Source organism: Candidatus Rhodobacter oscarellae (genome assembly GCF_001078595.1).
GTDB lineage: Bacteria > Pseudomonadota > Alphaproteobacteria > Rhodobacterales > Rhodobacteraceae > Rhodobacter_B > Rhodobacter_B oscarellae.
In genome coordinates this window covers 738,031-751,945 of record NZ_LFTY01000001.1, presented here as the reverse complement: position 1 = coordinate 751,945, position 13,915 = coordinate 738,031, and the positions used below count along the sequence as shown (strand labels likewise).

General features: G+C 65.1%; 9 protein-coding genes and 1 riboswitch. Of the genes, 8 read left to right on the top strand and 1 reads right to left on the bottom strand.

Going from position 1 to position 13,915, the window contains the following annotated elements:
• Positions 1–133: 133 nt before the first annotated feature.
• Positions 134–3,589, bottom strand: coding sequence for a chromosome segregation protein SMC (smc, locus tag AIOL_RS03570; RefSeq protein ID WP_049641614.1), 3,456 nt, complete (start codon positions 3,587–3,589; stop codon positions 134–136).
• Positions 3,590–3,788: 199 nt separating this feature from the next.
• Positions 3,789–4,009, top strand: a riboswitch (cobalamin riboswitch).
• A 34-nt stretch (positions 4,010–4,043) separates the two neighbouring features.
• Between smc and AIOL_RS03565 the strand changes: the two genes are divergently transcribed.
• From AIOL_RS03565 to msrQ, 8 genes are all read left to right on the top strand, one after another.
• Positions 4,044–4,724, top strand: coding sequence for an energy-coupling factor ABC transporter permease (locus tag AIOL_RS03565; RefSeq protein ID WP_049641613.1), 681 nt, complete (start codon positions 4,044–4,046; stop codon positions 4,722–4,724).
• 75 nt (positions 4,725–4,799) lie between these two features.
• A complete protein-coding gene (cobW, locus tag AIOL_RS03560; RefSeq protein ID WP_049641612.1) occupies positions 4,800–5,879 on the top strand; it encodes a cobalamin biosynthesis protein CobW in 1,080 nt (359 codons plus the stop codon).
• Positions 5,876–6,328 (top strand): GNAT family N-acetyltransferase, encoded by a 453-nt coding sequence (locus tag AIOL_RS03555; protein WP_049641611.1) that lies wholly within the window; start codon positions 5,876–5,878, stop codon positions 6,326–6,328. Before cobW ends, AIOL_RS03555 begins: the two co-directional genes overlap by 4 nt.
• A complete protein-coding gene (gene cobN, locus AIOL_RS03550; protein WP_049641610.1) occupies positions 6,329–10,003 on the top strand; it encodes a cobaltochelatase subunit CobN in 3,675 nt (1,224 codons plus the stop codon).
• 34 nt (positions 10,004–10,037) lie between these two features.
• Positions 10,038–11,099: a nucleotidyltransferase family protein gene (locus AIOL_RS23890; RefSeq protein WP_053101170.1), complete on the top strand. Its 1,062-nt coding sequence runs from the start codon at positions 10,038–10,040 to the stop codon at positions 11,097–11,099.
• On the top strand, positions 11,096–11,587 hold the full coding sequence (locus AIOL_RS03540; RefSeq protein WP_049641609.1) for a GNAT family N-acetyltransferase: 492 nt from the start codon (positions 11,096–11,098) through the stop codon (positions 11,585–11,587). The genes AIOL_RS23890 and AIOL_RS03540 overlap by 4 nt, the downstream gene beginning before the upstream one ends.
• A 116-nt stretch (positions 11,588–11,703) precedes the next feature.
• On the top strand, positions 11,704–12,639 hold the full coding sequence (msrP, locus tag AIOL_RS03535; RefSeq protein ID WP_049641608.1) for a protein-methionine-sulfoxide reductase catalytic subunit MsrP: 936 nt from the start codon (positions 11,704–11,706) through the stop codon (positions 12,637–12,639).
• 30 nt (positions 12,640–12,669) lie between these two features.
• Entirely contained in the window at positions 12,670–13,320 is a 651-nt protein-coding gene (gene msrQ, locus AIOL_RS03530; RefSeq protein WP_235438856.1) for a protein-methionine-sulfoxide reductase heme-binding subunit MsrQ, read from the top strand.
• Positions 13,321–13,915: the final 595 nt, after the last annotated feature.

Sequence of the window (13,915 nt, the reverse complement as noted above, 5' to 3'; positions counted from 1 at the left end):
TTGCGGGGTTACGTTTTGGCTAGGGCGGATCGCGAAAGACCTGACGCAGGTTTTGAAGCGGCAGGCGGCAGAACCCATTGATGTAGCGGAAAATGGCCTTCAACTTGATGCCTCAAGTCAAACGCAGAAGGCTCTAGGCCACCATCTGCTCGGCCTTCTTGAGGTCAACGGAGACCAGCTGGCTTACCCCTTGCTCGCCCATTGTTACCCCAAATAGGCGGTCCATCCGCGCCATTGTCACCGCGTGGTGGGTGATGATCAGGAACCGCGTCTCGGTGCGCCGGGTCATCTCGTCCAGAAGATCGCAGAAGCGGCTCACATTGGCATCATCCAAAGGCGCGTCGACCTCGTCGAGCACGCAGATCGGGGCCGGGTTCGCCAGGAACACCGCAAAGATCAGCGCCAAGGCGGTCAGCGTCTGCTCGCCGCCCGACAGCAGCGAAAGCGTCGAGAGCTTTTTGCCCGGCGGTTGGCACATGATCTCCAGCCCGGCCTCCAGCGGGTCATCGCTCTCGACCAGCACCAGGTTCGCCTCGCCGCCGCCGAAGAGGTGCTTGAACAACAGCGAGAAGTTTGAGTTCACCTGTTCGAACGCGGTCAGCAGGCGCTCGCGGCCCTCGCGGTTAAGCGCGTTGATGCCAGAGCGCAGCTTGCCGATGGCCTCCTCTAGGTCGGCCTTCTCGCTGACCAGCCCGTCATGCTCTTCCTGCACGGATTGCGCGTCTTCCTCGGCGCGCAGATTCACCGCGCCCAGCGCGTCGCGCTGCCGTTTGAGGCGGTTCACCTCGTGCTCGATCTTCTCGGCGGCGGGCATTTGGTCAGGATCGGTATCGAGGCTTTCCAGAAGGTCCTGCGGCGACATCTCTTGCGCCTCGGCGATCTGTTCCGTGGCAGCACGGGCGGAGGCAGCGGCGGCCTCGGTGCGGGCCTCTGCCGCGGCCCGAGCCTCTCGTGCCTCCCCGGCAGTGCGCTCTGCGTCTCTCTCGGCAATGGTGGCTTCGCGCAGCGCGGTTTCCCCCTCGGCCAGCCTATCCGTTGCGGCGCGGCGGCGGGCTTCGGCCTCGGCAATCGCGTCCGAGAGCTTCTCGCGCTCGGCGGCGATGCGCGCGGGCTCGCCAGAGGCGGAGGCAAGCTCGGCCTCTGACCCGGTGCGGCGCTCGGCCAACTCTGCGATCCGCTTGTCGGCGGTTTCCAGGCGGCGCTGCCAAGTCGCGGTCTCTTTTTGAACCTCGGTCAGCCTTTTGGCACGCGCGTCGCCGGCATGCTTTAGCTCGTCAAAGGCGGCACGGCGCGACATCATCGTCATCCGCGCACCCTCGACCGAGACCTTGATCTCCTCGACCGAGCGTCGTGCGGTGTCCAGGTCGTCGAGCCCGGCCAGGGCGTCTGCGGCCTCTTTCTCGGCGCGGCGGGCCTCGGTGGCCTCGTCGGCGTGACGCGTCACGGCAAGACGCAGGCTCTCGGCGCGGCCATCGGCGATGTTGCGGTCGGCCTCGGCGCGGCTGAGCGCGCGATTCACATCCGCAAGCTTCTGGTCTGCCTCGCGGCGCGCCAAACGCGCGGCCTTGTCGGCTTCGGTCAGCTCGGCCAGGGTGCGGGTCAGAACCTCATGCGCGCGGGCGGCGCCCTCGGCGCGGGCGTTGGCCTGGACGAGCTCTTGTTTCAGCTCCTCCAGCCGGTTCAACTGCTGCAAGCGCAAGGCAGCGGCGGAGGGCGCATCCTCAGCACCGGCGCGGAACCCGTCCCAGCGCCACAGATCGCCCGCAACAGACACCAGGCGCTGCCCGGGTTTCAGCGCCGATTGCAGGCGGGACCCGTCGGCGGCGTCCACCAAGCCCACCTGCGCGATCCGTCGTCCGAGCACTTCGGGCACGGTGACATGATTGGCCAGGCCGGTCACGCCATCCGGAAGCGTCTGCGCCTGGCTGTAGCCCGGCAGCGCGACCCAACCGGAGGCGGCGCTTGGCTCGACCGCTGGCGCGCGCAGGTCGTCGGCCAAGGCGGCCCCGAGCGCTTTTTCATACCCTGGGGCCACGCGCAGCAGATCCAGGATCTGCCCGCCCTCGGCAGTGTCGCGCTCCATCAGCTTGGCCAGCGCGTTGACCTCGGCCTGCAGGGCGTTCACTTCGCCTTCGGCCTCGGAACGCTCCGCCCGCGCGTCCGCCTCGCGCGATTGTGCCTCGGAACGCGCGATGTCGGCATCCACCAGCGCTGTTTCCGCGCGCTCGGCTTGATCGGCCGCGCCGCTGCGTTCACCCTCGGCCCGCTCGAAGGCCGCCGCGGCGGAGGCAAGCGAATCTTGCGCCGCGATAAGCGAGGCCTTTGCCTTCTCGGCTTCCGCCTCGGAGCGCTCCCTTGTCTTTCGGCTGTCCTCCAACAAGCGTTGCCCGGACTGGTGCCGTGCCGCCAGTCGCGCGGTGTCCTCGGTCAGTGTCGAAAGCTGGCCTTCCTGCGCTTGCAGGGCGCTCGCCGCCTCGCGGGCCTGGGCGCTGCTTTGCTCTAATGCTTCCGCGTGGCCCTCGCCCTGGGCTTCTAGATCCTGGGCCTCATCGGTGAGGCGTGCAATCGTCTCGCCGGCATCGCGGTTCAGGGCCTCTTCGCGGTCGATGTCATGGCCAAGCTGGGTGACGCGCGCGGTCAGCGTCTCTATCGCGGCGGTGGCGCGGGCTTCTTGATCGGCAAGCGTGTCGCGCTCGACCTGCACGCGTTGCAAGAGCGCGGCGGCGATGGCCTCCTCTTCGCGCAGCGGCGGTAGGGCCTCTTCTGCCGTCTCGCGTGCTTGCGCGGCGGCGATGGCGGCACGTTCCGCAGCGCCCGTGGCCTGGGTGCGCTCGCGCAGATCGGCGGCGGCGGCGGTGCGTGCCGCGTCGGCCTCGCGCCAACGGCGGTAGAGCAGAAGGCCCTCGGCCAGGCGCAGCGCCTCGCCGATCTCGCGATAGCGCGCGGCCTGCCGGGCTTGGCGGGCAAGCTGCGAAAGTTGCTGGGCGAGCTGCTCGATCACGTCGTCAACGCGTTGCAGGTTGGTCTCGGCGCCGTTGAGCTTTAGCGCGGCCTCATGGCGGCGCTGATAGAGCCCGCTGATCCCGGCGGCCTCCTCGAGAACGCGGCGACGCGCCCGCGGTTTGGCGTTGATCAGCTCGCTGATCTGCCCTTGCCGGACAAGGGCGGGCGAGTGCGCGCCGGTGGAGGCATCCGCGAACAGCATCTGCACGTCGCGGGCGCGGGCGTCTTTGGTGTTGACCTTAAAGGCCGAGCCCGCGTCGCGGGTGATCCGGCGCACGATCTCTAGCTGGTCATGGTCGTTGAACCCCGCGGGCGCCAGCCGGTCGGTATTGTCGATCTGGATCGTGACCTCGGCGAAGTTCCGCGCGGGCCGGGTCGCGGCACCGGCAAAGATCACGTCCTCCATGCCCGAGCCGCGCATCGAGGTGGGGCGGTTCTCGCCCATCGCCCAGCGCAGCGCCTCCAGCAGGTTGGACTTGCCGCAGCCATTCGGGCCGACAACACCGGTCAGGCCGTCGGCGATCACCAGATCGGTGGGATCGACGAAGCTTTTAAAGCCGTTCAGTCTGAGCCGTGAGAACCGCAATCTTGCTGCCCGTGTTGATTCTTGACGAGCAGTGTCGCGGGCCGAGGCGGCAGGAGTCAACGAAAACCCCCTGCATTTGGCGGTTAGCCGCCGGTTTTCCACAAGATATCGCGGTTGCGTCGCCCGGGGCCGCGCTGGTCGCGCGCCGGAATCCCGCCACCGCGCGTCGCAAATGACCTTGACCGTTCGTCGCAATTCCTGCGAGATGGCCATGCATGGTGCCCGCGCCCGTGCCCAAGCACGGCGGGCCGAAATGGGAATCTGGGATCGGCGACCCAATTAGGGGCCGACAACCAGAGCCGCCCCCGCGACTGTACGCGGCGAGCGAGCGCTGAATGCCACTGGGGCCAAAGAGCCCTGGGAAGGCGGCGCAAGCATCGACCCGCAAGCCAGGAGACCTGCCGTGCTTAATGCAACCCAGAGACCGTCGGGGCGACGGCAGAGGAGACAAACTATGCATATCGAACCGGGTGTCGTGCACGGCGCAAAAATGGTGCTTGCCTATGGAACCGCGGCTGGGGCCGCTGGTTACGCCGCCAAGCTGGCGTGGGACGACTTGAAAGCGAACGGTGCGGTGGCCTTGGCCACGCGCGCGGTTATCGCGACTGTCGGTGTCCTGTTCTTTTTCGAGATTCTGCCGAAATTCCCGGTCGGCGTCTCGGAGGTACATTTCATCTTGGGAACAACGCTTCTGCTGATCCTGGGCGCCGCGCCCGCCGCGATCGGCTTGGCCGCGGGGCTGGCGATCCAGAGCCTGTTCCTCGCGCCTCCGGACGCGCCGATGTACTTTGTGAATGTTACGACGCTGCTGGTGCCGATCTTTGCGATCGCCGCTCTGGCGCGGCGCATCGTGGCGCCGAACACGGCTTATGTTGACCTCAAATACGGCCAAGCGCTGACGCTCTCGGGCATGTACCAGGGCGGCGTGATCGCCTGGGTCGCGTTCTGGGCCTTCTACGGGCAGGGCTTCGGCGCCGAGAACATGGCCGCCGTGATGAGCTTTGCTGCGGCCTACATCCTGGTGGTGCTGGTCGAGCCGCTGATCGACCTGGCCGTGCTGGCCGGCGCAAAGGCGGGACGCGACGTGCTGCGCAGCCCCGCGCTGACCACACCGCGGCTCTATAAAGCCGCCTGATCGCCTTCTCTCGCAACCTACGGCGGCCCCTCCTTGTGGGAGGGGCCGCGATACCTTTTGTTTTGAGGGCCAGCCATGCCAGCCAAGATACCAGCCACCGTTGTCACCGGCTTTCTCGGGTCCGGTAAGACCACGCTTATCCGCCACATGCTGCAGAACGCCGAAGGGCGGCGCATCGCGCTCATCATCAACGAGTTCGGCGACCTGGGCGTGGATGGCGACATCCTGAAGGGCTGCGGCGACGAGACCTGCACCGATGATGATGTGATGGAGCTGTCGAACGGCTGCATCTGCTGCACCGTGGCCGATGATTTTGTGCCAACGATGGAGAAGCTGCTGGACCGGCCCGAGCCGCCGGACCACATCGTGATCGAGACCTCCGGGCTGGCATTGCCGCAGCCCCTGGTCCGCGCCTTCAACTGGCCGCAGATCGCCACGCGGGTCACCGTGGACGGCGTGGTCACCGTGGTGGACGGCAAGGCGGTCAGCGATGGCCAGTTCGCCCATAACGTCGAGGCGGTGGACGCCCAGCGCAAGATGGACGAGAACCTGGACCACGAGACGCCCCTTTCAGAGCTCTTCGAGGACCAGGTCGCCTGCGCCGACATGATCGTCGTCAACAAGGCGGACCTTCTTGGGGACGCGCAGGCAATGAGCCTCGCCACTCGCCTCGGAGAGGAGGCGCGGGACGGGGTGCAGGTGGTCAAGACTTCCATGGGCGCTTTGCCCGTTGAGGTGCTGCTGGGTCGCGGCCAGGCGGCTGAGGACGACCTGAGCGCGCGGCACGAGCTGCATCACCATCACCACCACCATGACGCGGGCGACGAAGACCACCACGAGCATGATCACGATCACGAACATGCGCATGGCCATGACGAGTTCGAAAGCTTCGTTGTCACCCTGCCCGAGATCACCGACCCCAAGGCCTTTGCCGAGCATGTCGCCGAGGTGATCCGCAACCATGACATCCTGCGCCTGAAGGGCTTCGCTGCCGTACAGGGCAAACCAATGCGCCTGACCCTGCAGGCGGTGGGGCCCCGGATCGAGACCTATTTTGATCGCCCTCTGGGCGGCGATGCGCGCGAGACGCGCCTTGTCGTGATCGGACAGGCTGGGCTGGATCGCGCGGGCATCGAAGCCGCGCTTGCTGCATGATCCGCGTTACCGAAGGCGACCCCAGGCACCCAGAGGCGGAGGCTTTGCTGAAGGCAAGCCATGCCCTGATGCAGGAGCTGTTCCCGGCGGAAGCGAACCACTTCCTGTCTGTCGATGCGCTTTGCGCGCCCGAGATCAGTTTCTTCCACGCTTTGAAGGGCGAGACAGTGATCGGCACCGGCGCGCTGGCCAACAAGGGCGACTACGGCGAAGTGAAATCCATGTTCACGGCGTCTGAGGCGCGTGGCACTGGTGCTGCTGGAGCGATCCTGCAGGCAATAGAGACCAAGGCCCGCGCGATGGGACTGCCGGTGCTGCGGCTAGAGACCGGCGACACGCTCCATGCGGCGCATCGGCTATACGAGCGGCACGGCTTCACCTATCGCGGCCCGTTTGGGGAGTATCTGGATGACCCCACGAGCCTCTTTATGGAAAAGCCCCTGACCTAGATGCATTTACTCGCGGCTATACCAGGCGCGGTCGATGACGGTTCCGAGCCGGTCGACCTGGGCCAGACCCCTGCGGATGTGGTGTTCCTGTCGGCGGCGGATACCGAACTGGCAGGGCTCAGCGAGGCGCGCGCCGAGATGCAGGACCCTCCGGGGCTGCGCCTGGGCTCGATCATGCATCTGCGCCACCCGATGTCGGTGGACCTGCATATCGAGAACTGCGCCACGAAGTCCCGTTTGGTGATCGCCCGGGTGCTGGGCGGTTTGGGCTATTGGCGCTATGGGGCCGAGCAATTCGCCGCGCATCTGCATGCCGCCGGCGTGCCCCTGGCGCTGCTGCCCGGCGACGACAAGCCAGATCCCGAACTACGAGAGCTGTCGACCGTCTCCACTGAGGACTATGATGCGCTTTGGGCCTATCTGGTTGAGGGCGGCCCCGAAAACTCCACGAATTTTCTGCGTTACGCCCGTGCGATGCTGGGGGGAACAGAGCGCCCGTCACCGGCAAAGCCGCTTTTGAAGGCGGGAATCTACTGGCCGGGCGCCGGGGTGTCCGATTTGGACACCGCGCGCGACGCCTGGACCGAGGGCGCGCCGGTGGTGCCGGTGGTCTTCTACCGAGCGCTGGTGCAGGGGGCGGGGCTCAACCCGATCAACCGCCTCATCAAGTCTCTTCTGCGCAAGGGCCTGAACCCGCTGCCGATCTTCGTGGCCTCGCTAAAGGATCCGGTATCGGCGGCAACGCTTGCAGAGCTGTTCGCTGCGGCACCACCAGACGTCATTCTAAACTGCACCAGCTTTGCCGTTGGCTCTGCGCAGGGTGAGGCGACCGTGGCGAACCCCTTGCTGGCCAATAATGCGCCTGTGTTCCAGGTCGTGCTGTCCAGCGGGTCCGAGCAGACCTGGGACGAAGGTCTGACCGGGCTCTCGGCGCGCGACATCGCGATGAATGTGGCCCTGCCCGAGGTGGATGGGCGCGTGCTTAGCCGCGCGATCAGCTTTAAGGGCGAGGCGTTCTTTGACGAGGCGACCGAGTGCCCCATCGCGGCCTACCGGGCGCGGGGGGATCGGATCGATTTCGTCGTCGCTCTGGCGGCGCGCTGGGCGCACCTCCGCCGCAAGCCGGCGTCCGCGCGACGGGTCGCGCTGGTGCTGGCGAATTACCCTAACAAGGACGGGCGGCTGGCCAATGGGGTCGGGCTGGACACGCCCGCGGCCACCGTTGGCACGCTGCGCAGCCTGGCCGACGCGGGCTATGACATCTCGGAGGCTCCCGAGACCGCAGATGCGTTGATGCAGCGGCTCCTGGACGGGCCGACCAACTGGCTGACCGACCGGGCCGATAAGGCGGGCGGTGAGAGCCTGCCGCTGGAGACCTACCTTGCGCATTACAGCGCGCTGCCCTGGGACGTGAAAAGCCAGATCGAGGCCCGCTGGGGCGCGCCGCAGGACGACCCGTTCTATGATCCCGCTGCGGGCTTTAAGCTGTCGATCCACCGGTTTGGCCACGCGGTCGTCGGTCTGCAGCCCGCGCGCGGCTATAATGTTGACCCGACCGAGACCTACCACGCCCCCGATCTCGCGCCGCCGCATAACTACTTGGCGTTCTACATCTGGCTGCGGGAGCATTGGGGCGCTGACGCCGTGGTGCATATGGGCAAGCACGGCAACCTGGAATGGCTGCCCGGCAAGGCGGTGGCGCTGTCCGAGGCCTGCCTGCCCGAGGCCGTGCTGGGCCCCGTGCCGCATATCTACCCCTTCATCGTGAACGACCCGGGCGAGGGCACCCAGGCCAAGCGCCGCGCCCAGGCCGTGATCATCGACCACCTCACCCCGCCGCTCACGCGCGCCGAGACCTATGGCCCGCTGAAGGCGCTGGAGGCGCTGGTGGACGAGTATTTCGAGGCCGCCGGTGTTGACCCAAGGCGCGTCTCGCATCTGCGACGCGAGATCCTTTCGCTGACCTCGGCCACCGGTCTGGACGCGGATGCCGGGATGACGGGGCAGGACGAAGACACCGACCTGGCCAAGCTGGACGCCTATCTCTGCGAACTGAAGGAGGCACAAATCCGCGACGGGCTGCACATCTTCGGCAGCGCGCCGGAGGGGAGGCTGGAGCGCGACCTCCTGCAGGCGCTGCTGCGGGTGCCGCGGGGAGACGGGAAGGATCAGAACCAGTCTCTGATGCGCGCCATCGCTGACGATCTGGACCTTGGGTTTGATCCGCTGGACTGCGACATGTCCGAAAGGTGGGGCGGGGCATGCCCCGCGATGCTCTTGTCGCTCTCGGATGACCCATGGCGCAGCAACGGCGACACGGTGGAGCGCGTTGAAATACTGGCCTCGCGGCTGATCGATGGCGAGGGATGCCCGCCAGGGCCCAGGAGCCGCACCGTTTTAGAGTATCTAGAGGCGCAGCTCCGCCCGATGTTGCAATCCTGCGGACCCGCCGAGGGGGCGGGGCTCCTCACCGCCCTTTCAGGGCAATTCGTTGCCCCGGGCCCGTCCGGCGCGCCCACCCGCGGGCGGCTCGATGTCTTGCCCACCGGGCGCAATTTCTACTCGGTCGACAGCCGGGCCGTGCCCACCCCGACCGCCTGGGCGCTTGGGTGGAAGTCGGCGAGCCTTCTGATCGACAAGCACCTGCAGGACCACGGCGACTGGCCGCGCACCATGCTGCTGACCGCCTGGGGCACCGCGAACATGCGCACCGGCGGCGACGACATCGCGCAATGCCTGGCCCTGATGGGGGTCAAGCCGCAATGGGATAGCGCCAGCCGCCGCGTCACCGGGTTCGAGATCATCCCACACACCGCCCTGGGTCGCCCGCGCGTGGACGTCACCTTACGCGTCTCGGGCTTCTTCCGCGATGCGTTCCCGCAGCAGATGGCCCTGGTGGACAGCGCCGCCCGCGCCGTGCAGGCGCTGGACGAGCCCGACGACGTGAACCCTGCCGCCGCGCGGTCCCGCCGCGGAGAGGCCGCCGCTCGCGTCTACGGCTCCAAGCCTGGCGCCTATGGCGCAGGCCTCCAGGCAATGATCGACGAGCGGCTTTGGACGGATAAGGCCGATCTGGCCGAGGCCTATCTGGATTGGGGCAGCTACGCCTATTCCGGCGGAGAGGGCAGGCGCGACCGCGCGGGGCTCACGCAGCGCCTCAGCCAGGCCGAGGCCATCGTCCAGAACCAGGACAACCGCGAGCATGACCTGCTGGACAGCGACGACTATTATCAGTTCGAGGGCGGCGCCGCGGCCGCGGTCAGCACGCTACAGGGCAAAGAACGGCCCATCTACCACAACGACCACTCCCGCCCCGAGCGCCCGGTGATCCGCACGCTTGAGGACGAGATCGGGCGGGTGGTGCGCAGCCGCGTGGTGAACCCGAAATGGATCGAGGGGGTCAAGCGGCACGGCTACAAGGGCGCGTTCGAGATCGCCGCCACGGTGGACTACCTCTTTGCCTTCGCGGCCACGACCGGTGCCGTGCGCGGGCATCACTTTGACCTCGTGGAAAGCGCCTTCCTAGAGGACGACGCCACGCGCGACTTTATCGAGGAACATAACCCCTCTGCCCTGAAAGAGATCGCCGAGCGGCTGCAGGAGGCAATGGACCGCGGGCTTTGGACGCCCAGGTCGAATTCCGCTCGTGCTCGGATCGAGGCCATTCTAGACTGAGCGTAGTTGCCGTTTACTCAACCGGGCGCATCGAATGGACCACCTTCGCTATTCAGGGCTTTCGCAGGCCATTCAGCTAAAGGCGGCCCGCGATATCCTGTCGGCGAACCGCGGTGTGATGCGGCGTCTGGAGGTTTTGGCCGAGACCGGCTTGCCGGATGGGTGGCTGGTGTCCGGCGCGCTCTACGGCAACATCTGGAACAGCCTCACCGGGCGACCCGACGACTATGGCGTAAAAGACTACGACGTCTTCTATTTTGACGACACGGATCTCAGCTACGCCGCCGAGGACGCCGTGATCCAACGGCTAACCCCGCTCTTCCCACCCGAGCCGCCCGTTGAGATCCGCAATCAGGCGCGCGTGCATCTATGGTATGAGGATCATTTTGGGTCCGCCTACACGCCGCTTGCAGACAGTCATGAGGGCATCCGCCGCTTCGCCTGCACGACGCATATGATCGGCGCACGGCTCTCTGGCGGGGAGCTGGAAATCTACACCCCATGCGGGCTAGAGCCGATCTTTGGCTTTCGCCTGATCGGGAACACAGACACCAACAATCGTGTGACCCATGAGGCGAAGGCCGCGCGGCATGTTAAGTTCTGGCCAGAGCTTGAATTCGTGCCCTGGCCTGGCGACCTTACGCCCTACCGTGCAGGGAATGAGACCGACTGGGCGGGCGTGCAGCGTCTGCTGGCAAAATCCTTCGCTTATATGGAGCCAATCCTTGGGCGCCCCGCCGGGGCGACGCAGGCGACGGCAGAGGCGCTTGCGGAGGAAGCCCAGCAAGGTGCGTGCTGGCTGATCGGAACGCCCTACCCGGTGGCTTGTCTATTCACGCGCGCCTCAAGGGATCATCCGGACGCGCTATATCTTGGCAAGCTGGCGGTTGAGGAGACTTGCCGGGGCCAAGGTCTGGCGCGCCAGTTGGTCGAGCGTGCCGCAAGTCAGGCGAGAACGCAGGGCCTCGCCGCATTGACCCTCGATACCGGTGCCAGCTTGACGCAGCTGCAGGCCACATTCGGACGCCTGGGGTTCGAGACACCGCAAGAGCGCGATGGAGAGCCCGGCGTTGTCACCATGATGCGTCCATTATGAAGAGGGCGAGCGTGGATGACGTCTCTTGGGTGCTTCGGCCCGATGCGGAGGCGTTTCTAGCGCTCCTGCACGACGCCTTCAGATACATGGAGGGCCGGGTCGACCCACCGTCGTCGCTGCATCGGATGACCGCCCAGCAGGTGCGGGACTTCGCCGCCGACGAGGTCTTACTGGCCATCTTGGATAAGCGGGGCAAACCGCTCGCCTGCCTTTTTGTCACCGTGCATCCCGATCATCTTTATCTTGGGAAGCTTGCGGTTCACCCATCCGCGCGGGGGCAGGGTTTGGCGCGAGCCTTGCTCGACTGGGTCGAGCAGGAAGCCCATGGTTGGGACGCGCAGTATCTGGAACTGCAGACCCGCGTCGAACTGACCGAGAACCACGCCTATTTCGCGCGCCAGGGCTTTGCGGAGACCGGCCGCACCGCCCATCCGGGCTATGACCGTCCGACGAGTTTGACGATGACGCGCAGGCTGCCGCCGCGGTGATGCTGCGCCGTACCACTAAGAATTGAAATGATTCCCGACGCAATCGTGAGCACAAGTAATTTGGTTTTCAAGGTATGGGAGGCTACGTGAGGGCAAGCGTTGAAGCGGAGGGATAGATGGCTGGACGTTGGAAGAACGATCTTACGCATGCGGATGTGACGCCTAAGGCGGCATTCCTGAACAGGCGCCAGGTTATGGCCGGGGCAGGGGCCCTGGCCGCTGCGGGCGGCATCGGCGGCGCGGCCTGGGCCAAGCTGAATGCCAAGCCTAGCCAGTACTCGATCAGCGAAGAGCCCAACTCCCTCCAAGACATCACCACTTATAACAACTTCTATGAGTTCGGCACCGATAAGGGCGACCCGGCGCGACACGCCGGCGCCTTGACCACCGACCCCTGGTCCATCACCATCGACGGCCTGGTCGAGAAGCCCGGCGAATACTCCATGGAGCAGATCATGGAGGGCGTCGAGCTAGAGGAGCGGATCTATCGCTTCCGCTGCGTCGAGGCCTGGTCGATGATCGTGCCCTGGGTCGGGTTTGAGCTGGCCGACCTGCTGAACCGCGTCGGCGTGAAACCCGAGGCCAAGTATGTGGCCTTCGAGACCTTGCTGCGCCCGGAAGAGATGCAGGGCCAGCGGCGCCAATTCATTGATTGGCCGTATCGCGAGGGGCTGCGCCTGGACGAGGCTATGCACCCGCTGACCATCATGGCGACTGGGCTTTACGACGAGCCTATGCCGAAACAAAACGGCGCGCCGATCCGCTTGGTCGTGCCGTGGAAGTACGGCTTTAAGTCGATCAAATCCGTCGTGCGCATCTCGCTGGTCGAGGAAGAGCCGCATGCGAGCTGGAACCAGCTCATCCCGCGCGAATACGGCTTCTACTCGAATGTGAACCCCGAACGCTCGCACCCGCGCTGGAGCCAAGCCAAGGAGCGGCGCGTGGGCGGCGGGCTCTTCGCCCAGAAGATCCCCACGCTGATGTTCAACGGCTACGAGGATGAGGTCGCCAGCCTGTACGAGGGCATGGATCTGATCAACGAGCACTTTTGATCGCTTTGATAAATCAAGGAGCCGATCCTGATGCCCGCAGGCACATTGGCAGCATCACGGGCTAAGCCCATGGGCGTCGCGCAGCGCATAAACGCGTGGACGCGCCGTCTGCCCGCCTGGGTCCTTTATGTCGTGATGCCGGTCCCGGCCGTGTTGTGGTTCCTTCAAGCCCTGAACGGGACGCTAAGCTCCGAGCCGATCCGCGCTTTGGAGCACCTCTATGGAGAGCTGGGGCTGCAGATCCTGATCTTTGGCCTGGCGATCACCCCGTTGCGGCGGTTCACAAAGATCGACCTGGTCAAATTCCGCCGCGCAATCGGGCTGATGGCGTTCCTATATATCACGCTGCACCTGCTGGTCTGGCTGGTGCTGGATGTAGGAGACCTGGGCGACATCTGGCGTGACATCGTCAAGCGGCCTTACATCACCATAGGGATGGCGGGGTTCTTGCTGCTGATCCCGCTGGCCTGGACCTCGAATAACCGGATGGTGCGCAAGCTTGGGCCGATCAAATGGCGCAGGCTGCATAAGCTGACCTACCCGGCGGTCCTCTTGGGCGGCATCCACTTCATTATGCTGGCGAAGACCTGGAACCTAGAGCCGATGCTCTACAACGCGGCGATCGTGCTTCTTTTGGCGTTGCGGCTCAAATTTCCCGTGCGCCGGGCGAGTCAGGCCTGAATCACGATTCTTGCACGAGTCGCGGTTATCCACTCCGACTCGGCGCAAATCACCGGATTCTGGGGGTAAGCCTGTGCATAACCCAAGATATGGTGCAAAGGCGGCAATCGAGTCGCTTAAGCGCGCGCGCAAAACCATGGTAAACATAGCGGAAAGAGCCGAAGGCCAAAAACAGGGCATGTCGTAACTAATTGTTTTTGCTTGAAAATTAAAAGCCTTTAAAAAAATGTCATCTAGCTGAAAAAAACCACTTGCGACCCTGGGTGGGTACCCCTAAAAGCCCTTTCACCGGCGGCGCTGAGGCGCACAACGGGACGTCAGACGGGCGGCGGCGCAAGCCACTAAGCGGATGGCGTAGACTAAAAACAGGGATACTTGAGGCGGGGCGCGCCAGCTACGATACGGCGCATCCTGTTGATTTTGTCTCTACGCTCTTTGAAATTGCTAGTAACTGAAGAGATATGTGGGCGGTTTGGTTCATTCGATGGATCAAGCATCTGCATATCAACTACCTAGGGGATTGGGCTTGCTCATGACCCGATGATGGATAGTCAGCTTCACTGTTTGTACGGCTTCTGGTTTCTGATGAAACCTG

Bases quoted from the DNA above. Each gene is read 5' to 3' on its own strand.
- AIOL_RS03555 (WP_049641611.1), top strand. From the start codon at position 5,876: ATGATCCGCGTTACCGAAGGCGACCCCAGGCACCCAGAGGCGGAGGCT.
- AIOL_RS03540 (WP_049641609.1), top strand. From the start codon at position 11,096: ATGAAGAGGGCGAGCGTGGATGACGTCTCTTGGGTGCTTCGGCCCGAT.
- cobW (WP_049641612.1), top strand. From the start codon at position 4,800: ATGCCAGCCAAGATACCAGCCACCGTTGTCACCGGCTTTCTCGGGTCC.
- msrQ (WP_235438856.1), top strand. From the start codon at position 12,670: ATGCCCGCAGGCACATTGGCAGCATCACGGGCTAAGCCCATGGGCGTC.
- AIOL_RS23890 (WP_053101170.1), top strand. From the start codon at position 10,038: ATGGACCACCTTCGCTATTCAGGGCTTTCGCAGGCCATTCAGCTAAAG.
- AIOL_RS03565 (WP_049641613.1), top strand. From the start codon at position 4,044: ATGCATATCGAACCGGGTGTCGTGCACGGCGCAAAAATGGTGCTTGCC.
- msrP (WP_049641608.1), top strand. From the start codon at position 11,704: ATGGCTGGACGTTGGAAGAACGATCTTACGCATGCGGATGTGACGCCT.
- cobN (WP_049641610.1), top strand. From the start codon at position 6,329: ATGCATTTACTCGCGGCTATACCAGGCGCGGTCGATGACGGTTCCGAG.